We start from the raw sequence: 21,134 nt of genomic DNA, 5'->3' as shown, positions 1-21,134 counted from the left end.
TCTTTTTTTTTGTTTGTCTTCTTTGCCCCCCCCCCCCTCCCCCCCCCCCCCCCCCCCCCCCCCCCCCCCCCCCCCCGGGACCGTGCCGGGGTCAGGAGACGCCCAGCTCCTTGGCATTGGCCTTGAGGTCCTCGATGCCACCGCACATGAAGAACGCCTGCTCGGGGAAGTGGTCGTAGTCACCGTCCGCGATCGCGTTGAACGCGGTGATCGACTCGTCGAGCGAGACGTCCGAGCCGTCGACACCGGTGAACTGCTTCGCCACGTGGGTGTTCTGCGACAGGAACCGCTCGATACGACGGGCGCGGTGGACGGTGAGCTTGTCCTCCTCGCCCAGCTCGTCGATACCCAGAATCGCGATGATGTCCTGGAGGTCCTTGTACTTCTGCAGGATCGTCTTGACGCGCGAGGCGCAGTTGTAGTGGTCCTGCGAGATGTAGCGGGGGTCCAGGATCCGGGACGTCGAGTCCAGCGGGTCCACCGCCGGGTAGATGCCCTTCTCCGAGATCGGGCGCGACAGAACGGTGGTCGCGTCCAGGTGGGCGAAGGTGGTGGCCGGCGCCGGGTCGGTCAGGTCGTCCGCGGGGACGTAGATCGCCTGCATCGAGGTGATCGAGTGACCGCGGGTCGAGGTGATGCGCTCCTGCAGCAGACCCATCTCGTCCGCCAGGTTCGGCTGGTAACCCACCGCGGACGGCATACGGCCGAGCAGCGTGGAGACCTCGGAACCCGCCTGGGTGTAGCGGAAGATGTTGTCGATGAAGAAGAGCACGTCCTGCTTCTGCACATCGCGGAAGTACTCCGCCATGGTCAGACCGGCCAGGGCGACGCGCAGACGGGTGCCCGGCGGCTCGTCCATCTGACCGAAGACCAGCGCGGTCTTGTCGATGACGCCGGAGTCCGTCATTTCCTCGATGAGGTCGTTGCCCTCACGGGTGCGCTCGCCGACACCGGCGAACACCGACACACCGTCGTGGTTGTTCGCCACGCGGTAGATCATTTCCTGGATCAGAACGGTCTTGCCGACACCGGCACCACCGAACAGACCGATCTTGCCGCCCTTGACGTACGGGGTCAGCAGGTCGATGACCTTGACGCCGGTCTCGAACATCTCGGTCTTGGACTCGAGCTGGTCGAACGACGGGGCCTTGCGGTGGATGGGCCAGCGCTCGGTGACCTCGGAAGCCGCCTCCGGCTTGTTGAGGATCTCACCGAGGGTGTTGAACACCTTGCCCTTGGTGACATCGCCGACCGGGACGGTGATCCCGGCGCCGGTGTCGGTCACCGCGGCCTGGCGGACCAGACCGTCGGTGGGCTGCATGGAGATGGCACGGATCAGGCCCTCGCCCAGGTGCTGGGCGACCTCGAGGGTCAGGACCTTCTTGGCGCCGGCCTGAGCCGGGTCGGCGACCTCGACGGTCAGCGCGTTGTAGATCTCCGGCATCGCGTCGACGGGGAACTCCACGTCGACGACCGGGCCGATGACCCGGGCGACGCGGCCCGTTGCCATGGCCGTTTCAACAGTGGTGGTCATAGTGGTCAGTCACTCCCCGCGGTCGCGTCGGCCAGAGCACTGGCGCCACCGACGATCTCGCTGATTTCCTGGGTGATTTCGGCCTGTCGGGCCGCGTTGGCAAGCCGCGAGAGCGACTTGATGAGCTCTTCTGCGTTGTCGGTCGCCGACTTCATCGCACGACGCGTGGCGGCGTGCTTGGAGGCGGCGGCCTGCAGGAGCGCGTTGTAGATCCGCGACTCGACGTACCGCGGAAGCAGGGCGTCGAGGACGTCCTCGGCCGACGGCTCGAAGTCGAAGAGCGGAAGGATCTCGCCCTTGGACGACTCCGCCACCGGGGCGTCAGCCCCTGATGTCGCAGCCGCGGCCGTCTTGTCGAGGGACAGCGGCAGCAGCCGGTCGTCGAGCGCCGTCTGCGTCATCATCGAGATGAACTCGGTGTAGACGATGTGGAGTTCGTCCACGCCGCCCTCGGCGGTGTCCTTCTGGACGGCCTCGATCAGCGGCGCGGCGATCGCCTTGGCGTCCGCGTACGACGGGCTGTCGGTGAAGCCGGTCCACGACTCCACGACCTTGCGCTCGCGGAAGCTGTAGTACGACACCCCCTTGCGCCCGACGATGTACGCGTCGACCTCCTTGCCCTCGGCCTTGAGCCGCTCGGTGAGCTGCTCCGCGGCCTTGATGACGTTGGAGGAGTAGCCGCCGGCCAGACCGCGGTCGCTCGTGATGAGCAGCAGCGCGGCCCGGGTCGGCTTCTCCGCCTCGGTCGTCAGCGGGTGCTGGGTGTTCGAGCCCGTGGCAACCGCCGTCACCGCGCGGGTCAGTTCACTCGCGTACGGCGTCGACGCCGCCACCTGGCGCTGCGCCTTGACGACGCGCGAGGCGGCGATCATCTCCATCGCCTTGGTGATCTTCTTGGTCGCGGTGACGGAGCGGATGCGACGCTTGTAGACCCGGAGCTTGGCTCCCATGGATCAGGTCCCTTCCGTCGTCACTTGCTCGTGCCGGCCTGGGCGTCCTCGCCGAGCAGCTTGCCGTCCGAGGTCTCGAACTGCTGCTTGAAGCCGTCGACGGCCTCGGCGATGGCACCGATGGTGTCGTCGGACATCTTGGCGCCCTCGCGGATGCTGGTCAGCAGGTCCTTCTTCTCCCGGTGGAGGTGGTCCAGGAGCTCCCGCTCGAAGCGGCGGATGTCCTCGACCGGCACGTCGTCCATCTTGCCGTTGGTGCCGGCCCAGATGGAGACGACCTGGTCCTCGGTCGCGTACGGGGAGTACTGCGGCTGCTTGAGCAGCTCGGTCATGCGCTTACCGCGCTCCAGCTGCTGCTTGGAGGCCGCGTCCAGGTCGGAACCGAAGGCGGCGAACGCCTCCAGCTCGCGGTACTGGGCGAGGTCCACGCGGAGCCGGCCGGAGACCTGGCGCATGGCCTTGTGCTGGGCGCTGCCACCGACACGGGAGACGGAGATACCCACGTTCAGCGCCGGACGCTGGTTGGCGTTGAAGAGGTCCGACTCCAGGAAGCACTGGCCGTCGGTGATGGAGATGACGTTGGTCGGGATGAACGCCGACACGTCGTTCGCCTTGGTCTCGACGATCGGGAGGCCGGTCATCGAGCCGGCGCCCATCTCGTCGGAGAGCTTGGCGCAGCGCTCCAGCAGACGCGAGTGCAGGTAGAAGACGTCGCCCGGGTAGGCCTCACGGCCCGGCGGACGGCGCAGCAGCAGGGACACGGCGCGGTAGGCGTCGGCCTGCTTCGAGAGGTCGTCGAAGATGATCAGGACGTGCTTGCCCTGGTACATCCAGTGCTGGCCGATGGCCGAGCCGGTGTAGGGCGCCAGGTACTTGAAGCCCGCCGGGTCGGACGCCGGGGCGGCGACGATGGTGGTGTACTCCAGGGCTCCGGCCTCCTCCAGCGCACCGCGCACGGACGCGATGGTGGAGCCCTTCTGGCCGATGGCGACGTAGATGCAGCGGACCTGCTTCTTCGGGTCGCCCGAGCGCCAGTTGTCGCGCTGGTTGATGATCGTGTCGACGGCCAGGGCGGTCTTGCCGGTCTGGCGGTCACCGATGATCAGCTGACGCTGGCCGCGGCCGATCGGCACCATCGAGTCGACGGCCTTGTAGCCGGTCTCCATGGGCTCGTGGACCGACTTACGGACCATGACGCCCGGAGCCTGCAGCTCCAGGGCGCGGCGGTCCTCGGACTCGATCTCGCCGAGGCCGTCGATCGGGTTGCCCAGCGGGTCGACGACGCGGCCGAGGTAGCCCTCGCCCACGGCGACCGAGAGCACCTCACCGGTGCGCTGCACCGGCTGGCCCTCCTCGATACCGCTGAACTCACCGAGGACCACTGCACCGATCTCGCGCTCTTCCAGGTTCAGCGCAAGACCGAGCGTGCCGTCCTCGAACTTCAGCAGCTCGTTCGCCATCGCCGAGGGAAGGCCCTCGACCTTCGCGATGCCGTCTCCGGCCTCGCTTACCGTGCCGACCTCCTCGCGCGAGGCCGCGTCCGGCTTGTACGCCTGGACGAAGTTCTCCAGCGCGTCCCGGATCTCCTCCGGCCGGATCGTGAGCTCCGCCATCTGGGTTCCCTGCTCTCCTTGTTGGGCCCGAAGTTACTTGCGGGGGTCTGGGGGATGTCCCCAGGGGGTTTCCGCCTACGGCCCAACTCGGGCCGCCGTCATGCTTGTGCTGGTCCCCGGGGCTTCTTCCGGACCGCAGCCGGACCTCTCGGTCCGGCCGGCTGGCCCGGCGCCTGGCCGCCGGTTGTGCAGCTCTTGAGTTGGTGGCTGGGTCAGCCGGCCATCCGCCGGGCCGCCTCGTCGAGGCGCTCCGCGATGGTCCCGTTGATGACCTCGTCGCCGATCCGTACCTGGACGCCGCCGAGGACCTCGGGGTCCACGTCGAGGTTCAGGTGGATCTGCCGTCCGTACAGCGAGGACAGGGAGGCGCTCAGCCGCTCCCGCTGCCCGTCGCTGAGGGGCACCGCGGAGGTGACCACCGCGACCATGCGGTCCCGGCGGCTCGCCGCCAGCTTGGAGAGGGCGTCGAGCCCCGCTTCCAGGCTACGGCCCCGCGGCTGTGCGACAAGACGGATCACGATCCGCTCGGTGACCGGGTTGGCCCGGCCGCCCAGCAGCGAATGCAGCAGCTCCGTCTTGGCCGCGACCGTCGCGTTCGGGTCGGTCAGCGCACGACGCAGCTCGCCGTTGGAACCGACGATCCGGCCGAACCGGAACAGCTCGTCCTCGACGTCGTCGAGCCCGCCGGCCCGCTGGGCCGCGACGAGGTCGGCGCTGTAGGCCAGCTCCTCGAGCGCGTCCGTCAGGTCGCGCGAGCGCGACCAGCGGGCGCGGACCATGCCGCTGATCAGGTCGAGGGCCGGTCCGCCGACCTGGCCGCCGAGCAGCCGTCCGAGCAGTTCGGCCCGCGCCTCGCCGGCCTGCGCCGGGTCGGTCAGGACCCGACGCAGCGACGCCTCGCGGTCGAGCAGAGCGGTGACGGCAGCCAGCTCCTCGGCGAGCTTCGCCGCGTCGACGGCAGCATCGTCCGTCAGCGCGTTGAGCTGCTCGCGTGCGGAGGCGAGTGCCTCGCGGCTCGCTCCGTTCATCGGCCGGCCTCAGCCTTCGTCGTGTCCGACGCCGCCTGGGCCTCGAGCTCGTCGAGGAAGCGGTCGATGGTCCGGCTCTGCCGGGCGTGGTCCTCGAGGGACTCGCCGACGAGCTTGCCGGCCAGGTCGGTGGCGAGCGTGCCCACGTCCTGACGCAGTGCCTGCGCGGCCGCCTTACGGTCCGCCTCGATCTGGGCGTGACCGGCAGCGATGATCTCCTCACGCTGCCGCTGGCCCTCGGCGCGCATCTCAGCAATGAGAGTTGCACCCTGCTCCTGCGCCTCCTGGCGCAGGCGCGCGGCCTCGTGGCGGGCGTCGGCCAGCTGGGCCCGGTAGTCCGCGAGCACCTGCTGGGCCTCGGCCTGAATCGCCTCGGCGTCCTCCATCCGGCCTTCGATCAGCTTCCGACGCTCGTCCAGAACCTTGTTGATGGTCGGGAGGAGCTTCTTGGCCAGGATGCCGAAGACGATGAAGAACGCGATCAGGCCGATGACCAGCTCCGGAATCGGCGGGACCAGGGGGTTCTCGGGAACCTCCGCCGCCATGTTCACCAGGGGCTTCACATCAGTGCCTTCCGTCTAAATGGGTGTCGTGGTTCGTTTACTTGAAAACGAAGCCCATGACGATGCCGATGAGGGCGAGCGCCTCACAGAAGGCGAAACCCATGATCTGGTTGGTGCGGATCAGGCCGGCGGCCTCGGGCTGACGAGCCAGGGCCTGGGTGCCGTTACCGAAGATGATGCCGACGCCGACGCCGGGGCCGATCGCGGCGAGGCCGTAGCCGATGGCGCTGGCACTGCCGGTGAAGGCGGTCGCGGAGGCGAGGTTGACAGTCTCGAGAGCAGCGGACATGCCGTTACTTCCTTCTCATTTCACGGACCGGTGGGGGTTGGCCACCGGACAGCTGTTGGGGCTGGGAGGCGGGGTGCTCAGTGGTGCTCGGCGAGCGCGCCCTGGACGTAGTTGCAGGCCAGGAGGACGAAGACGTACGCCTGGACAGCCTGGATGAAGAGCTCGAAGGCCGTCATCGCGAGGGTCATGGCGAACGAGGCGCCGGCGTAGACGATGCCGATGCCGTTCAGCAGGTACCAGCTGGCGATGGTGAACATCAGGATCAGCAGGTGGCCGGCGAACATGTTCGCGAAGAGCCGGACCGCGTGGGTGAAGGGCCGAATGATCATGTTCGACAGGAACTCGATGACGACGATCAGCGGCAGCACCCAGCCGAGCGACTTGTCATAGCCCGTGATGTTCTTCAGGCCGCCGACGAACCCGTGCTTCTTGAAGGTCAGGTAGACCCACAGGATGTAGACGATCGCCGCGAGGCCGATGGGGAAGGCGATGACCGACGTCACCGGGAACGCCATGACCGGGATGATCGACCACAGGTTCATGATCCACACGAAGAAGAACAGCGAGACCATCAGAGGGACGTACTTCTCGCCCTCCTTCTTGCCCAGCGCGTCATAGACCAGACCGCGGCGCACGAAGTCGTAGCCCGCCTCGCCGATCATCTGGAGCTTTCCGGGCACGACCTTGGCCTTGCCGAATGCGGCCCAGAAGAACCACACCACGACGACCGTGCTGAGCAGAGCCAGCAGCATCGGCTTGTTGAACTCGAAGCCGCCGATCGTGAAGAGGGGTTCGAATACGAACGAATGAAGACCCGGGGCCTCGAAGCCACACCCCGGAATGAGGAGGTGGCACTCCGTGTTGAAGGCGAGCATCGTTTCAGCACTCACCGCGGGCTCCTTCAGCGTGGCGCATGGGTACGGCAACCTCGTTGTGTCGGCGCGGCGTTGAGCCACGGAGCGGCACTGGACTGGTCTTACGGATTTGGGGGCGGCCGGCCGGCGCTGGGCCGGGCCGGATCACAGGCATCGGCCGCGAGAACTGCCCGTTTCCTCGAGTGGAACTCGGGAGCTCAGCCGCCTGCGCCATCTGTGCCGCAGTTGGCACCGGACGATAGCAGGCCCGCATGAGGGCATTTATTTCGGCCCTACGTGTCACGTCGGCGACCCCGCCGTCTCCGCCTTCTTCGCGTCGGCAGAGTCGGGATCCACGTAAAGAATCTTCGCCTTCATATGGCCGCGGGTCTGCGCCGCGATCCACACGAGGGTCGTGCCGAGCAGAGTGAACGCAAATGCCTTGGTGTCGAAGAGGGTTGTGTCCTTGAAGACGATCAGGAAGACCAGCACGAACAGGATCTGCGTCGTGTAGAGCAGCAGCCCCATCATCTGGAACAGGTCCGGGAGGCTCTTCGCGGTCTTCTGCAGGACAACCAGGCCCGCTCCCATGACGAGCATCACCAGCGCGGTGCCGACGACGGCGCCGATCGCTCCCTGCGCGCCCGCGACCACGGCGCTCACGACAACGGCGAGGACGCCGAGGGCGAGCGTGGGAACAACGGCGTGAAGGAGTAGTCGGGCGTCATTCGACTGCATGGCGGCGCTCCGGCAAGGGGTGGGGGTGTGTCGTCAGGGACGAGCGTAGACCCGGCCTGAGGCGGAACCTGAGGCCCAAGGACAGTCGCACTACGGTCCTTCGGCTCTGTCGCCGGGTTTCGTGAACGGTATCACAAACTATTTGATGAGGTCTTTACCTGGTTCGTGTGGACCCTGTCACACCTGAGCGTGAACGTGCGCGTTGGTGCACTGACGGCCGGCCTTTTGTCTGGTATGGGGTCAACCGCCCCGATTTTCGATGCCCGTTCGGGCGACCGGACGACGGGATCAGCGGTGACTCCCCGCCCTCCGACGGTCCACGAAGCGTGATCGGTCACCGATCGCGGTGGCCCCGTTGATGCCCGCCGGGACCGGCTCGCGCTCCTCCTCCGGCACGTCGGCGCTCCCGCCGTCCGTCGCCGACACCGGTGCCGCCTCCGTACGGGTGACCCTGCGATAGCGGGGCGGAACCATCCGCTCCGCCCAGCGCGGCGCCCGCGGGGTGAAGCGCGGCAGCAGAAGCAGCACCAGGCCCACCGCGCTCAGCAGCACGATGCCCAGCACGATCCACATGCTGGCGTTGTTCGCCGAGTACGCCACCGCGCCGAACGCGATCAGCGCCGACCAGAAGTACATGATCAGCACGGCCCGGCTGTGCGAGTGCCCGATCTCCAGCAGCCGGTGGTGCAGATGCCCCCGGTCGGCGGCGAACGGGGACTGCCCCTTCCACGTACGGCGCACGATCGCCAGGATCAGGTCGGCGACCGGCACCGCGATGACCGTCAGCGGAAGCAGCAGCGGGATGTAGACCGGCACCATCGCGTGGGTGGCCTCGCGCAGACCGCCCGCCTTCAGGTTGAGCAGATCCGGGTCGACCTGGCCGGTCACCGAGACCGCGCCGGCCGCCATGACCAGGCCGATCAGCATCGACCCCGAGTCGCCCATGAAGATCCGCGCCGGGTGCATGTTGTGCGGCAGGAAGCCCAGGCACATGCCCATCAGAACGACCGAGAACAGCGTTGCGGGCGCGGCCGCCTCGATGCCGTAGCCGAACCACATCCGGTACGCGTACATGAAGAACGCCGCGGCGGCGATGCACACCATGCCCGAGGCCAAGCCGTCCAGGCCGTCCACGAAGTTCACCGCGTTGATGGTGATCACGACCAGCGCGACGGTCAGCAGCGTGCCCTGCATCGGGGTCAGCGAGACCGTGCCGACACCCGGGATCGGGATCCACAGGATCGTCAGGCCCTGCAGCACCATCACACCCGCGGCGATCATCTGGCCGCCGAGCTTGACCAGCGCGTCCACGCCCCACTTGTCGTCCAGCACGCCGAGGATCCAGATCAGCGCCGCGCCCGACAGCAGCGCCCGCGGCTCGTTGGAGTTCTCGAAGACGCTCTTGAGGTTGGTCAGATGCGAGGCGACCAGCAGGCCGGCGCACAGCCCGCCGAACATGGCGATACCGCCGAGCCGCGGTGTCGGTTCGCGGTGCACATCACGCGCGCGGATCTCCGGCATCGCACCGGCCGCGATCGCGAACTTCCGCACCGGCCCGGTCAGCAGGTAGGTGACCGCGGCCGTGACGCACAGCGTCAGCAGGTATTCACGCACGGGCTGCCCCATTGGTATAGCTGGCCATCACAGCCCCACACCCTATGCGTGTCCGCCCCCTGGCCGTGAATACAGGAGAAGACGTCACACGTCAGCGGACGGTTCCCGCCATCATCCGTGATCGGGATAAGGCGGAAAGCCGCGGACCAATGCGACGGTCCTGGAGCGGACCTTGCCGTCTTCCCGCAGCGCCGCCACGATCAGCTCCGCGACCTGCCGCATCTCGGCCTCGCCCATCCCCTGGGTCGTCACCGCGGCGGTGCCCAGCCGCAGCCCGGTCCGGCGTGTCGCGGGCGTGTCGGCGCAGGGCAGAGCGCAGGTGTCCAGCACGATCCCGGCGGCCGCCAGCCGGCCCCGGGCGGTGCGGGCGTCCAGGTCCAGGGGCGTGGTGTCGGCGGTGATCAGATGGGTGTCGGTGCCGCCGGTGGTGATCGTCAGGCCCTGCTCGGCCAGCGCCCCGGCGAGCGCCCGGGCATTGGCGACGACCTGGCGGGTGTACCCGGCGAAGGCGGGCGTGGCGGCCTCCGCGAAGGCGACGGCCTTGGCGGCGATCGCGTTCATCTGTGCACCCCCTTGAGTGAAGGGGAACACCGCGCGGTCGATCCGTTCGGCCAGCTTCGCCCCGCACAGGATCAGCCCGCCGCGCGGCCCGCGCAGCACCTTGTGCGTGGTGCCGCACACCACGTGCGCGTACGGGACCGGGCTGGGCGCCGCTCCCCCGGCGATCAGCCCGAGCGGGTGCGCGACGTCCGCGATCAGATACGCGCCGGTCTCGTCGGCGATGTCGCGGAAGGCGGCGTAGTCGATGTGCCGGGGGTAGGAGATCGAGCCGCAGACGATCGCCTTGGGGCGGTGGGCGCGGGCCAGCTCGCGGATCACGTCGTAGTCCAGCAGCCCGGTCTCCTCGTCGAGGCCGTACCCCGCGAAGTCGAACCAGCGGCCGGAGAAGTTCGCGGACGATCCGTGGGTGAGGTGTCCGCCGTGCGGCAGGGACAGGGCCAGGACGGTGTCTCCCGGGCGCAGCAGGGCGGCGTAGGCGGCCAGTACGGCCGAAGACCCGGAGTGTGCCTGGACGTTGGCGTGTTCGGCGCCGAAAAGGGCCTTGGCGCGCTCCACCGCGATCCGCTCGGCGAGGTCGACGATCTCGCAGCCGCCGTGGTGCCGGGCGCCCGGATAGCCCTCGGCGTACTTGTTGCCCAGCGGGGAGCCGAGGGCGGCGAGGACGGCCGGTGAGGTGAAGTTCTCCGCGGCGATCAGCTGCAGCCCGTCGCTCTGCCGGGCGCTCTCACCGAGCAGTACGCCGGCGATCTCGGGGTCCTGGCTCAGCAGCGCGGCGAAGTCCGGCGCGCCGGCCGGGTGGGTGACTCCCTCACGGACCGCGGCCCGGGCCCGCTCCTCGGCCGCCTGGGCCCCGCCGGCACCGGGGCCGGCGGCGGGCTCGGCGGCCGGCGCACGACCGGCCGGGGACTCGCTGCGGGGTGACGCGGTGGTAGCGGGCATCGCTGACTCCGGGCCTCGTACGGGGACGTAGTCCCAATGTAGGCGCGGCGGACAATCGGGGCACCCCGCGACGTGGCGGGCCGGACAGGAGCCGTTGGTGGTTGCGGCCGGGGGCTGCTGCGCCCCGGCCGCCGCTAGGCGCGCGCCGGAACCCCCGTGAGCGCCGTGACGACCGGGTCCAGCGCCTGGTTGATCTCGTCGCCGATGGAGCGGAAGAAGGTGATGGGGGCGCCGTAGGGGTCGTAGACCTCGTCGGACTCCGGGTTGGGCGCCAGCAGCCAGCCGCGCAGCGCGGCGGCGGCGCCGACCAGCGCACGGGCCCGCTCGACCAGCCCGCCGTCCGGCAGGCCCGGGTCGGGCTCGGGCAGCGTGGCGGGGTCTATGGCCCGCACCAGCCGGTTGAACTCCTTGAGCGTGAAGGTGCGCAGTCCCGCGGAGTGGCCCATCGAGATCACCTGCGCGCGGTGGTCGCGGGTGGCGGTGAGCACCAGGTCGGCGCGGATGACGTGCTCGTCGAGCAGCTCCCGTCCGATGAAGCCGGCCGGGTCCGCGCCGTAGTCCGCCAGCACCGTGGCGGCGTGCGCCTCCATGGGGGCGCCTTCATGGCCCCAGGTGCCGGCGCTCTCGACGACCAGCCCGCCGCTGTGGGTCCCGCCGAGGCGCAGTTCCAGGGCATGGCGGTGCAGCCGCTCGGTGATCGGCGAGCGGCAGACGTTGCCGGTGCTGACGTGGAGGATTCGGAAGGGGGGTGAGGGGGGTACCGGAGGGTGGGTGTCACCGCCTGGTCCCGCTATGCCACGCCCCAGGGGCGCCATCAATTGGCCACCTCGAGCTCGGGTACCACCTTGCGCAGCTCGTCCACGCTGATCGCGCCCTCGCGCAGCAGCACCGGGACCTTGCCGGTGACGTCGACGATCGAGGACGGTACGGCGGCGGGCGTGGGGCCGCCGTCGAGGTAGACGGAGACCGAGTCGCCCAGCATCTCTTGCGCGGCGTCGCAGTCCTGCGGGGACGGGTGGCCGGTGAGGTTGGCGCTGGAGACGGCCATCGGGCCGAATTCGGTGAGCAGCTCGATCGCGACGGGGTGCAGCGGCATCCGCACCGCGACCGTGCCGTGGGTCTCGCCCAGGTCCCAGGTCAGCGACGGCTGGTGCCTGGCGACGAGCGTGAGCGCGCCGGGCCAGAAGGCGTCGACCAGCTCCCAGGCCTGCTCGGAGAAGTCGGTGACCAGCCCGTGCAGGGTGTTGGGGGACCCGACGAGGACCGGGGAGGGCATACCGCGGCCGCGGCCCTTGGCCTCCAGCAGGTCGCCGACGGCCTCCGCGCTGAAGGCGTCCGCGCCGACCCCGTACACGGTGTCGGTCGGCAGCACGACCAGCTCACCGCGGCGGACGGCCGAGGCGGCTTCGCGCAGACCGGTCGCGCGGTCCGTGGCGTCGCTGCAGTCGTATCGCCGTGCCATTACGGGACCTCCTCGTGCGGAACGAATACATCGGATGCATCGGCTGCATCGGGCGCCAAGGCGGGACGCGTCATGGCGTCGCCCGGCGTGCGGTGGCGAAGCGGGGCCTGTTGTTGAGGTCGGGGTGGTCGGCCGCATCGGCCCAGCCCCGCTCCTCGGTGAAGATCCACGGCACTTGTCCGCCCTGGGTGTCGGCGTGCTCGATGACGACCAGACCACCGGGCCGCAGCAGGCGGTGTGCGGTCCGCTCGATGCCACGGATGGTGTCCAGGCCGTCCTGGCCCGAGAACAGCGCCAGCTCCGGGTCGTGGTCGCGGGCCTCGGGGGCGACGTACTCCCACTCGGTCAGCGGGATGTACGGCGGGTTGGAGACGACCAGGTCGACCTGCCCGTCCAGTTCGGGAAGCGCGGTCAGCGCGTCGCCGTGATGGAGAACGACGCGGGACCCCTCGACGTTCTTGCGGGCGTACTCCAGGGCCTCTTCGGACAGCTCCACGGCGTGCACCCGCGAGCGCGGCACCTCCTGCGCGAGCGCCAGGGCGATCGCCCCGGAGCCGGTGCACAGGTCGACGATCAGCGGCTCGACGACGTCCATGGCCCGTACCGCGTCTATCGCCCAGCCGACCACCGACTCGGTCTCCGGACGGGGCACGAACACCCCCGGCCCGACGTGGAGTTCGAGGTACCGGAAGAACGCCCGGCCGGTGATGTGCTGGAGCGGCTCACGTGCCTCGCGGCGGGCGATCGCCTCCCAGTAGCGGGCGTCGAAGTCCGCATCGGGGACGGTGTGCAGCTGGCTCCGCTTGACGCCGTGCACATGCGCGGCGAGCTCCTCGGCGTCGAAACGCGGCGAGGGCACGCCGGCGTCGGCCAGCCGCTGGGTGGCCTGCGCCACCTCGGCGAGCAGCAGAGACCGGGGGCTCGGCCCGCGGCGGGGCCGCTGGGGGTCGCTGTGCCCCCCGGGGGATTGCTGCACTGGGGTCCTCCAGCCGGTTCGTGCAGGGTCTTACGGGTGGTGCCGCCTTACTGGGCGGCGGCGAGCTTTGCGGCCGAGTCGGCGTCGACGCACGCCTGGATGACCGGGTCGAGTTCGCCGTCGAGCACCTGGTCCAAGTTGTACGCCTTGAAGCCGACGCGGTGGTCCGAGATGCGGTTTTCCGGGAAGTTGTACGTGCGGATGCGCTCGGAGCGGTCGACCGTGCGGACCTGGCTGCGCCGGGCGTCGGACGCCTCGCGCTCGGCCTCTTCCTGGGCGGCGGCCAGCAGCCGGGAGCGCAGGATGCGCATCGCCTGCTCCTTGTTCTGCAGCTGGCTCTTCTCGTTCTGGCAGGAGACGACGATGCCGGTGGGCAGGTGGGTGATGCGCACCGCGGAGTCGGTGGTGTTGACGGACTGGCCGCCGGGGCCCGAGGAGCGGTAGACGTCGATCCGCAGGTCGTTGGCGACGATCTCGACCTCGACCTCCTCGGCCTCGGGCGTGACCAGCACGCCGGCGGCGGAGGTGTGGATCCGGCCCTGCGACTCGGTCGCGGGCACCCGCTGGACGCGGTGCACCCCGCCCTCGTACTTCAGCCGCGCCCAGACGCCCTGTCCGGGCTCGGTGGCACCGCCGCCGCCCTTGGTCTTCACGGCGACCTGGACGTCCTTGTAGCCGCCGAGGTCGGACTCGTTGGCGTCCAGGATCTCGGTCTTCCAGCCGACCCGCTCGGCGTAGCGCAGGTACATCCGCAGCAGGTCGCCGGCGAACAGCGCGGACTCCTCGCCGCCCTCGCCGGCCTTGACCTCGAGGATGACGTCCTTGTCGTCGCTGGGGTCGCGCGGGACGAGCAGCAGCCGCAGCTTCTCGGTCAGCTCCTCGCGCAGGGCGTCGAGCTCCTTGACCTCGTCGGCGAAGTCCGGGTCGTCCGCGGCGAACTCGCGCGCGGTCTCGATGTCCTCGCCGGTCTGCTTCCAGTCGCGGTACGTCGCGATGATCGGGGTCAGCTCGGCGTAGCGCTTGTTGAGCCGCATGGCCTCGCGCTGGTCGGCGTGGACCGCGGGGTCGGCCAGCCGCTTTTCGAGATCGGCGTGCTCACCGATCAGTTCTTCGACCGCCTCGAACATCGTGGGTTCCTCTGCTGGCTGGTGGCTGTGTCTCCCGGGGACTGCTGCTGCGGCTTCGCCGCGCCGCCCCCGGACCCCCGGCCGGACGGCTGGGACGACGAAACAAAGACGCCGGTCCGGTCACCCCAGGACAGGGGCGACCGGAAACCGGCGCCTTGAGAGTCGCTACTTCTTGGCAGCGGCGCCCTTGCCGAAGCGGGCCTCGAAGCGGGCCACGCGACCGCCCGTGTCCATGATCTTCTGCTTGCCGGTGTAGAACGGGTGGCACTCAGAGCAGACGTCGGCGCGGATGCTGCCGCCGGCGACGGTGCTACGGGTGGTGAAGGACGCGCCACAGGTGCAGCTGACCTGGGTCTCGACGTACTCCGGGTGGATGTCGCGCTTCAAGGGATTCTCCTAGGTTCGGGAGTGCACCGGGTCGTGTCGCGGATTACGTCACGTGAACCGGGGCCGACGGTCCAGTCTGCCAGGACTAGCCGTATCTCCCAAAACCGGGGTACGTGCCCGGCTATTCCCCGGCCGCTCCCGGGCCCCCGCGACCGGCCCCGTGCGGCTACTTCACGTAGTGGTCCGTGCCGCCCTTGTCGCCGGCCGAGCCCTTGATCGCGGACTTGGGGATGTCCCGGTCCCGCCGCAGCGCGTCCCAGACCTGCTTGCTCTGCTTGGTCAGCGGCACCACGCGGTCGGGGTTGGCGGTGTCGTACGTCACCGGCAGCGTCACCATGTCGATGCTCTCGGACCCGATGGAGCCCAGGCCCTTGGCCAGCCCGGTCAGCTCGCCGACCGAGTTGAGGTCGGTGTCGGTGGTGATGGCCTTGGTGGCCGTGTCGGCGACGTCGTAGAGCTTGGCGGGGCTGGTGAGCAGGCCGACGTTCTTGACCTGGTTCATCAGGGCCTTGATGAACGTCTGCTGCAGCTGGATGCGGCCCAGGTCGCTGCCGTCGCCGCCGGGCACACCGTGCCGGGTGCGGACCAGGCCGAGCGACTTCTCGCCGTCGAGGGTGTGCTTGCCGGGCTGCAGATGCAGATGGCTGCTGTTGTCGTCGATCGCCTTGCTGGTGGTGATCTCCACCCCGCCGAGGGCGTCGATGAGCTTCTTGAAGCCGGTGAAGTCGACCTCGATGAAGTGGTCCATCCGGATCCCGCTGATCGACTCGACGGTCTTGACGGCGCAGGCCGGCCCGCCGACCTCGAACGCGGTGTTGAACATCGCCCGCTGCTCACCGGGGACGCTCTTGCCGTCCTTGGTGCTGCACTGGGGCCGCTCGATCAGGGTGTCGCGGGGGATGCTGACGACGCTGGCCTTCTTGTGGCCCTTGTAGACGTGCACGACCATCGCGGTGTCGGAGCGGGCGCCGCCCTCGTCCCTGCCGTAGTCGCCGTTCTTGCCGGCGCGGGAGTCGGACCCCATGACGAGGATGTCCATCGATCCGTCGTCGACGTTCTTGGGCCGGTCGTGGCCGAGGGCGGCGTTGATGTCGACGCCCTTGAGGTTGCCGTTGAGCTTGAAGTAGACGTAACCGAGTCCGGCGCCACCGAGCAGTACGGCGCTGGTCAGCGCGCACAGCGAGATGGTCAGTACCCGGCGGCGCCGGCTGGGCGCCTTGCGCCGGCGGCCCGTGGCACGTATGCCGCGAGCGCGGCTTTCGGCCGTCGCGGTCCCGTTGCTGTCCGCCATCTGCTCCTCAGTCCTTGGTCGCTCGGCTACCCCTCGCCGCCGCCGTGCTGCGTGCTGTCACGGCCCGTTGCTCCTTGTCAGACGGGAGGTCGACGGGAAGGGTTGCACAGCGTTCGGTGAGCGAATTCTTAGAAATTCGCCGGGGCGCTCACGGACGGGGCACGAGGGCCGCCCCTCTCACCTGGGCTTTCGTCCTGTTTTCGGCCATGGCTGAAACGTTGCCTCGGGAGCGGATCTGTGCCGAAGGTCTCAGGCGGGGCCTTCGCGCGGGCCCCTGGACGCGGCGCGGCTCACAGATCACCGGCCGCGGCGCACACCGTACGGGTCGCCCAGCACACAGCCCCCCTCACCCGTATGGGCGAGGGGGGCTGTGGCTACGGCGCCAGGGCGTCAGTCGTTGCCGTTGCCCGCGGTCGGCGTCGTCTTCTGGATCTGCAGCAGGAACTCCGCGTTGGACTTGGTCTGCTTCATCTTGTCCAGCAGCAGCTCGATCGCCTGCTGCTGGTCCAGGGCGTGCAGCACCCGGCGCAGCTTCCAGACGATGGCCAGCTCGTCGCTGCCCATGAGGATCTCTTCCTTACGGGTGCCGGACGCGTCCACGTCCACCGCCGGGAAGATCCGCTTGTCGGCGAGCTTGCGGTCGAGCTTGAGCTCCAGGTTGCCGGTGCCCTTGAACTCCTCGAAGATCACCTCGTCCATCCGCGAGCCGGTGTCGACCAGCGCGGTGGCCAGGATGGTCAGCGAACCGCCGTCCTCGATGTTGCGCGCGGCACCGAAGAAGCGCTTCGGCGGGTAGAGCGCGGTCGAGTCGACACCACCGGACAGGATGCGGCCCGAGGCCGGGGCGGCGAGGTTGTACGCACGGCCCAGACGGGTGATCGAGTCCAGCAGCACGACCACGTCGTGGCCCAGCTCCACCAGGCGCTTGGCGCGCTCGATGGCGAGTTCGGCGACGGTGGTGTGGTCCTCGGCCGGGCGGTCGAAGGTCGAGGAGATGACCTCGCCCTTGACCGACCGCTGCATGTCGGTGACCTCTTCGGGACGCTCGTCGACCAGGACGACCATCAGGTGGCACTCGGGGTTGTTGCGGGTGATCGCGTTGGCGACCGCCTGCATGATCATGGTCTTGCCGGTCTTCGGCGGGGCCACGATCAGACCGCGCTGGCCCTTGCCGATCGGCGCGACCAGGTCGATGATCCGGGTCGTCAGACCGCCCGACTCACCCTCCAGGCGCAGTCGCTCCTGCGGGTAAAGGGGCGTCAGCTTCCCGAACTCCGGCCGTCCGCGGCCCTGTTCGGGCGCCACGCTGTTGACCGTGTCGAGCCGGACCAGCGCGTTGAACTTCTCGCGCCGCTCGCCGTCCTTGGGCTGGCGGACCGCGCCGGTGACGTGGTCGCCCTTGCGCAGGCCGTTCTTGCGGACCTGGGCGAGCGAGACGTAGACGTCGTTCGGGCCGGGGAGGTAGCCGGAGGTCCGGATGAACGCGTAGTTGTCGAGGATGTCCAGGATGCCCGCGACCGGGATCAGGACGTCGTCCTCGGACACCTGCGGCTCGTTGCCGAAGTCCTCGCGGCCACCACGGCGGCCACGGCGGTCGCGGTAGCGGCCGCGACGGCCCCGGCGGCCGCCCTCGAAGTCGTCGTCGTCGTCCCGGCGGTCCCGCTGACGCTGGCCGCCCTGTCCGCCCTGGCCGCCGTCGCCGGCGTCGCCCTTGCGGCCTCGGTCGCCTCGGTCGCCGCGGTCGCCTCGGTCACCACGGTCGCCGCGGTCACGCTGGCGCCGCTCGCCGCGCTCGCCCTTCTGCCCGCGGTCCTGGCGGTCGCCCTTGCCGGGCCGACCCTCGCCGGTCTCCTGCGGGGACACCGCGGTCTCGGTCTTGGCGTCCGCCTTGAGCTCGGCCTTCGCCTCGACCTTGGTGTCGGTCTTGACGTCGCCCGCGGTCTCGGGGCTGCCCGCGGCGGCGGTCGCCCGGCGCCGGCGGCGCTCGCCGGCCGGCTGCTCGTCTCCCCCAAGCTCTCGGCTGCGCTCGAGCAGGGCGGTGCCCCCCTCCGGCTGACCGGGGATGTCGATCTGCTGCTGGGCGCCGGCCTTGGCCGCGGCCTTGTCGGCCTTGGCGCCCCGCTCGGCCTTGTCCGCCTTGGCGGCGGGCTCCGCGCCGTCGTCGCCGGTGCGTGCCTTGGAGGTCGTACGGCGCTTGGGCTTGGTCTCGGTGTCGGCGGGCGCGTCGGCCTTGGCCGCGGCGCCCGAGCCGCCGGCCTGCTTCTCCTTGATGACCTCGATCAGCTGGCTCTTGCGCATCCGCGCGGTGCCCTTGATACCGAGGCCGGAGGCGACCTGCTGCAGCTCTGCCAGGACCATGCCGTCAAGGCCGGTGCCGGAACGGCGGCGCCGCGTGGTGGCAGGCGCGGCGGGAGCGTCCGTGGCGGGCGTGGTGGCACTGCCATCGGTGCGCGCGCCCATCAGATCGGTGGTGTCGCTCACGAAGGGTCCTTCCCTGGAGCGGGCGTCGGCCTGTCTGGCTCGGCGACCGGTTGTGCTGTCCGGCTGGGTCCTTGGTCTCGTGGACTGGGCCGGGGCGGTGGTCCCGCCGGAAATGGCGGAGAAATCGATTCATTGGTTCCGGCGCGATGAGATGCAGAGTGACTCATGTCGTCACGCCGATTCCGGAGCATGCTCGCTTCTGCTCAGGCAACTGCTCCAAGCAGTTTGGGAGGCTCCCGGAAGAAAGGTGGTCCCGAATGGGGACACGAAGCACAGCGCCACTGCGGCGTCTCGTACTCACTTGAGGTTAACACTACCGGATCCAACAAACATTCCCCCTCTCCAAGACCGGCAATCGTCGATCACCCGTGTGATCACCCGGCGAGCGGCAGCACACAGGCCCCTGCCGCGTCGAGGGTCAGCCGGTTGGCCGCCCACCCCTCACCCGCCAGCGCCGCGACCTTCTCGGCCGCCGCGTCCTCGACCAGCGCGAGCACCGTGGGGCCCGCACCGGACACGACTGCAGGGACGCCGTCCGCGCGCAGTCGGTTCACCAGGGCCACGCTCTCCGGCATCGCGGGGGCGCGGTACTCCTGGTGGAGTCGGTCCTCGGTCGCGGCCAGCAGCAGCTCGGGGCGCCTGGTCAGGGCCTCGACGAGCAGTGCGGCGCGGCCGGCGTTCGCCGCGGCGTCCACATGCGGGACGGTACGCGGCAGCAGTCCGCGGGCGGTCTCGGTGAGCACCGGTTTCCCGGGCACGAAGACCACCGGAACGATGGAATCGGCGGGATCCATCCGGATCGCCCGCGCGGTTCCGGTGTCCATCCAGGCGAGCGTGAAGCCGCCCAGCAGGCAGGCGGCGACGTTGTCGGGGTGGCCCTCGATCTCGGTGGCCAGCTCCAGCAGCGCGGTGTCGTCGAGCTTCTGCTCGCCGCCTATGGTCACGGCGCGGGCGGCGACGATGCCCGCGCAGATGGCGGCCGAGGAGGAACCCAGGCCGCGGCCGTGCGGGATGCGGTTGGCGCAGACGATCTCCAGGCCGCGCGGCTGGCCGCCGAGCAGCTCGAAGGCGGCGCGCATCGACCGTACGAGCAGGTGGCTCTCGTCGCGCGGCAGGGTGTCGGCGCCCTCACCTGCGATGTCGATGTGCAGCCCGGAGTCGGCCACCCGCACCACGACGTCGTCGTACAGGCCCAGGGAAAGACCCAGGGCATCGAAGCCGGGACCGAGATTGGCGCTGGTAGCGGGGGTGCGCACCCGGACGGCGGCGGCGCGGAACGCGGGACCGGCCATCGCTCGATGACTCTCCTTGATTGATGCTGCGGTACTGCCCCGGAGCGCCGCGGCACCGAGATGCCCGGCCGGCTCATGGGGACTGTTCTGACCTGCCCTGAACACCACTGCGTTATGCCGTGGGGAGGGGAGTTGGCTGCCAGCCTATCGAAGGAAGGTTCTGTCGCGACATAGGGCGCACAGGAGGCGCACGATGCGTGTCGCGCGCCTTCCTGCGCCCCGGCACTGCCTTCGCCGGGCTTTGCAGCCTTTGCACAATTTGCAGTGTGCGGGGTGACGGGACGCCGAGCGCCCCGCCACCGGGTGCCGTATGCGCAGGTCAGCGCCGTACGGCGGGAGGTGCTACGCGAGGCCGAGCCGCTCGGCCGCGGCGTCCGCGTCGATCGGGACCGTGACCGGCTGCGGCGCTCCGGCCACCGCCCAGTCCGGGTCCTTGAGGCCGTTGCCGGTCACCGTGCAGACGATGCGCTGGCCGGGGTCGACCTTGCCCTCCTCGGCGGCCTTGAGCAGGCCGGCGACGGAAGCGGCCGAGGCGGGCTCCACGAAGACGCCCTCCTGTGCGGCCAACAGGCGGTAGGCGGCCAGGATTTGACGGTCGGTCACATCGTCGATGAAGCCGCCGGACTCGTCCCGGGCGCGCTCGGCGTTCGCCCACGAGGCGGGGTTGCCGATGCGGATCGCGGTGGCGATGGTGTGCGGGTCCTTGACGACCTCACCGCGCACGATCGGCGCACTGCCGGAGGCCTGGAAGCCCCACATGCGCGGGGTGCGGCTGGCGATGCCGTCGGCCGCGTACTCCTGGTAGCCCTTCCAGTACGCCGTGATGTTGCCGGCGTTGCCGACGGGCAGCACATGGATGTCGGGCGCGTCGGCGAGCATGTCGACGATCTCGAAGGCAGCGGTCTTCTGCCCCTCGATGCGCACCGGGTTCACGGAGTTCACAAGTGCGACCGGGTAGTTCTCGGACAGGCCCCGGGCCAGCGTGAGGCAGTCGTCGAAATTCCCGTCGATCTGCAGGATCTTCGCGCCGTGCACCAGCGCCTGGCCCATCTTGCCGAGCGCGATCTTGCCCTGCGGGACGAGCACCGCGCAGACCATCCCGGCCCGCACCGCGTAGGCGGCGGCCGAGGCGGAGGTGTTGCCGGTGGAGGCGCAGATGACGGCCTTGGCGCCCTCCTCCTTGGCACGCGTGATGGCCATCGTCATGCCCCGGTCCTTGAAGGAGCCGGTGGGGTTGGCACCCTCGACCTTGAGGTGGACCTCACAGCCCGTGCGCTCGGAGAGCACCTGGGCCGGTACGAGGGGCGTGCCGCCCTCCCGGAGGGTGACGACCTCGGTCGTGTCGCTGACCGGAAGCCGGTCACGGTATTCCTCGATGATTCCGCGCCACTGACTGCTTGTCTTGGTCACGGTGGAATTGGCAGACATGGGTTCC

General features: G+C 69.7%; 19 protein-coding genes. All 19 read right to left on the bottom strand.

Annotation, left to right across the window (positions count from 1 at the left end; genetic code table 11):
* Window positions 1-91: 91 nt before the first annotated feature.
* Window positions 92-1,534 carry a F0F1 ATP synthase subunit beta gene (atpD, locus tag ACZ5XZ_RS04510; protein WP_468974556.1) on the bottom strand — a complete coding sequence of 481 codons (1,443 nt, stop codon included), beginning with the start codon at window positions 1,532-1,534 and terminating at the stop codon, window positions 92-94.
* Between the two features lie 5 nt (window positions 1,535-1,539).
* On the bottom strand, window positions 1,540-2,484 hold the full coding sequence (locus ACZ5XZ_RS04505) for a F0F1 ATP synthase subunit gamma (protein ID WP_468974554.1): 945 nt from the start codon (window positions 2,482-2,484) through the stop codon (window positions 1,540-1,542).
* Between the two features lie 20 nt (window positions 2,485-2,504).
* Window positions 2,505-4,097 (bottom strand): F0F1 ATP synthase subunit alpha, encoded by a 1,593-nt coding sequence (gene atpA, locus ACZ5XZ_RS04500; RefSeq protein WP_468974552.1) that lies wholly within the window; start codon window positions 4,095-4,097, stop codon window positions 2,505-2,507.
* A gap of 212 nt (window positions 4,098-4,309) precedes the next feature.
* The gene (locus tag ACZ5XZ_RS04495; RefSeq protein WP_468974549.1) at window positions 4,310-5,125 is read right to left on the bottom strand and encodes a F0F1 ATP synthase subunit delta; all 816 of its coding nucleotides are present in this window, start codon (window positions 5,123-5,125) and stop codon (window positions 4,310-4,312) included.
* Window positions 5,122-5,670 carry a F0F1 ATP synthase subunit B gene (locus ACZ5XZ_RS04490; protein WP_468974903.1) on the bottom strand — a complete coding sequence of 183 codons (549 nt, stop codon included), beginning with the start codon at window positions 5,668-5,670 and terminating at the stop codon, window positions 5,122-5,124. The genes ACZ5XZ_RS04495 and ACZ5XZ_RS04490 overlap by 4 nt, the downstream gene beginning before the upstream one ends.
* A gap of 55 nt (window positions 5,671-5,725) precedes the next feature.
* Entirely contained in the window at window positions 5,726-5,977 is a 252-nt protein-coding gene (atpE, locus tag ACZ5XZ_RS04485; protein WP_030414140.1) for an ATP synthase F0 subunit C, read from the bottom strand.
* 77 nt (window positions 5,978-6,054) lie between these two features.
* Window positions 6,055-6,852 (bottom strand): F0F1 ATP synthase subunit A, encoded by a 798-nt coding sequence (gene atpB / locus ACZ5XZ_RS04480; protein WP_384434221.1) that lies wholly within the window; start codon window positions 6,850-6,852, stop codon window positions 6,055-6,057.
* Between the two features lie 279 nt (window positions 6,853-7,131).
* Window positions 7,132-7,569 carry a hypothetical protein gene (locus ACZ5XZ_RS04475; protein WP_468974547.1) on the bottom strand — a complete coding sequence of 146 codons (438 nt, stop codon included), beginning with the start codon at window positions 7,567-7,569 and terminating at the stop codon, window positions 7,132-7,134.
* 288 nt (window positions 7,570-7,857) lie between these two features.
* Window positions 7,858-9,195 carry an MraY family glycosyltransferase gene (locus ACZ5XZ_RS04470; protein ID WP_468974546.1) on the bottom strand — a complete coding sequence of 446 codons (1,338 nt, stop codon included), beginning with the start codon at window positions 9,193-9,195 and terminating at the stop codon, window positions 7,858-7,860.
* A gap of 99 nt (window positions 9,196-9,294) precedes the next feature.
* A complete protein-coding gene (locus ACZ5XZ_RS04465; RefSeq protein WP_468974544.1) occupies window positions 9,295-10,683 on the bottom strand; it encodes a serine hydroxymethyltransferase in 1,389 nt (462 codons plus the stop codon).
* A 134-nt stretch (window positions 10,684-10,817) separates the two neighbouring features.
* Window positions 10,818-11,501, bottom strand: coding sequence for an arsenate reductase/protein-tyrosine-phosphatase family protein (locus ACZ5XZ_RS04460; RefSeq protein WP_468974543.1), 684 nt, complete (start codon window positions 11,499-11,501; stop codon window positions 10,818-10,820).
* Entirely contained in the window at window positions 11,498-12,145 is a 648-nt protein-coding gene (locus tag ACZ5XZ_RS04455; protein ID WP_468974540.1) for an L-threonylcarbamoyladenylate synthase, read from the bottom strand. Before ACZ5XZ_RS04455 ends, ACZ5XZ_RS04460 begins: the two co-directional genes overlap by 4 nt.
* A gap of 70 nt (window positions 12,146-12,215) precedes the next feature.
* Window positions 12,216-13,055, bottom strand: a complete 840-nt coding sequence (gene prmC, locus ACZ5XZ_RS04450) for a peptide chain release factor N(5)-glutamine methyltransferase (RefSeq protein ID WP_384434218.1) — start codon at window positions 13,053-13,055, stop codon at window positions 12,216-12,218.
* Window positions 13,056-13,168: 113 nt separating this feature from the next.
* The gene (gene prfA, locus ACZ5XZ_RS04445) at window positions 13,169-14,248 is read right to left on the bottom strand and encodes a peptide chain release factor 1 (protein ID WP_468974538.1); all 1,080 of its coding nucleotides are present in this window, start codon (window positions 14,246-14,248) and stop codon (window positions 13,169-13,171) included.
* A 165-nt stretch (window positions 14,249-14,413) separates the two neighbouring features.
* On the bottom strand, window positions 14,414-14,635 hold the full coding sequence (gene rpmE, locus ACZ5XZ_RS04440; protein ID WP_468974534.1) for a 50S ribosomal protein L31: 222 nt from the start codon (window positions 14,633-14,635) through the stop codon (window positions 14,414-14,416).
* Window positions 14,636-14,801: 166 nt separating this feature from the next.
* Window positions 14,802-15,926, bottom strand: a complete 1,125-nt coding sequence (locus ACZ5XZ_RS04435) for an LCP family protein (protein ID WP_468974532.1) — start codon at window positions 15,924-15,926, stop codon at window positions 14,802-14,804.
* A 390-nt stretch (window positions 15,927-16,316) separates the two neighbouring features.
* Window positions 16,317-18,407, bottom strand: coding sequence for a transcription termination factor Rho (rho, locus tag ACZ5XZ_RS04430; protein ID WP_468974530.1), 2,091 nt, complete (start codon window positions 18,405-18,407; stop codon window positions 16,317-16,319).
* Window positions 18,408-18,781: 374 nt separating this feature from the next.
* Window positions 18,782-19,699, bottom strand: coding sequence for a homoserine kinase (thrB, locus tag ACZ5XZ_RS04425; RefSeq protein ID WP_384434119.1), 918 nt, complete (start codon window positions 19,697-19,699; stop codon window positions 18,782-18,784).
* A gap of 342 nt (window positions 19,700-20,041) precedes the next feature.
* On the bottom strand, window positions 20,042-21,127 hold the full coding sequence (gene thrC / locus ACZ5XZ_RS04420) for a threonine synthase (protein WP_468974526.1): 1,086 nt from the start codon (window positions 21,125-21,127) through the stop codon (window positions 20,042-20,044).
* Between the last annotated feature and the right edge of the window lie 7 nt (window positions 21,128-21,134).

It is taken from the genome of Streptomyces sp. NPDC033270 (assembly GCF_055576575.1).
This window is presented reverse-complemented; position numbering and strand designations above follow the sequence as displayed.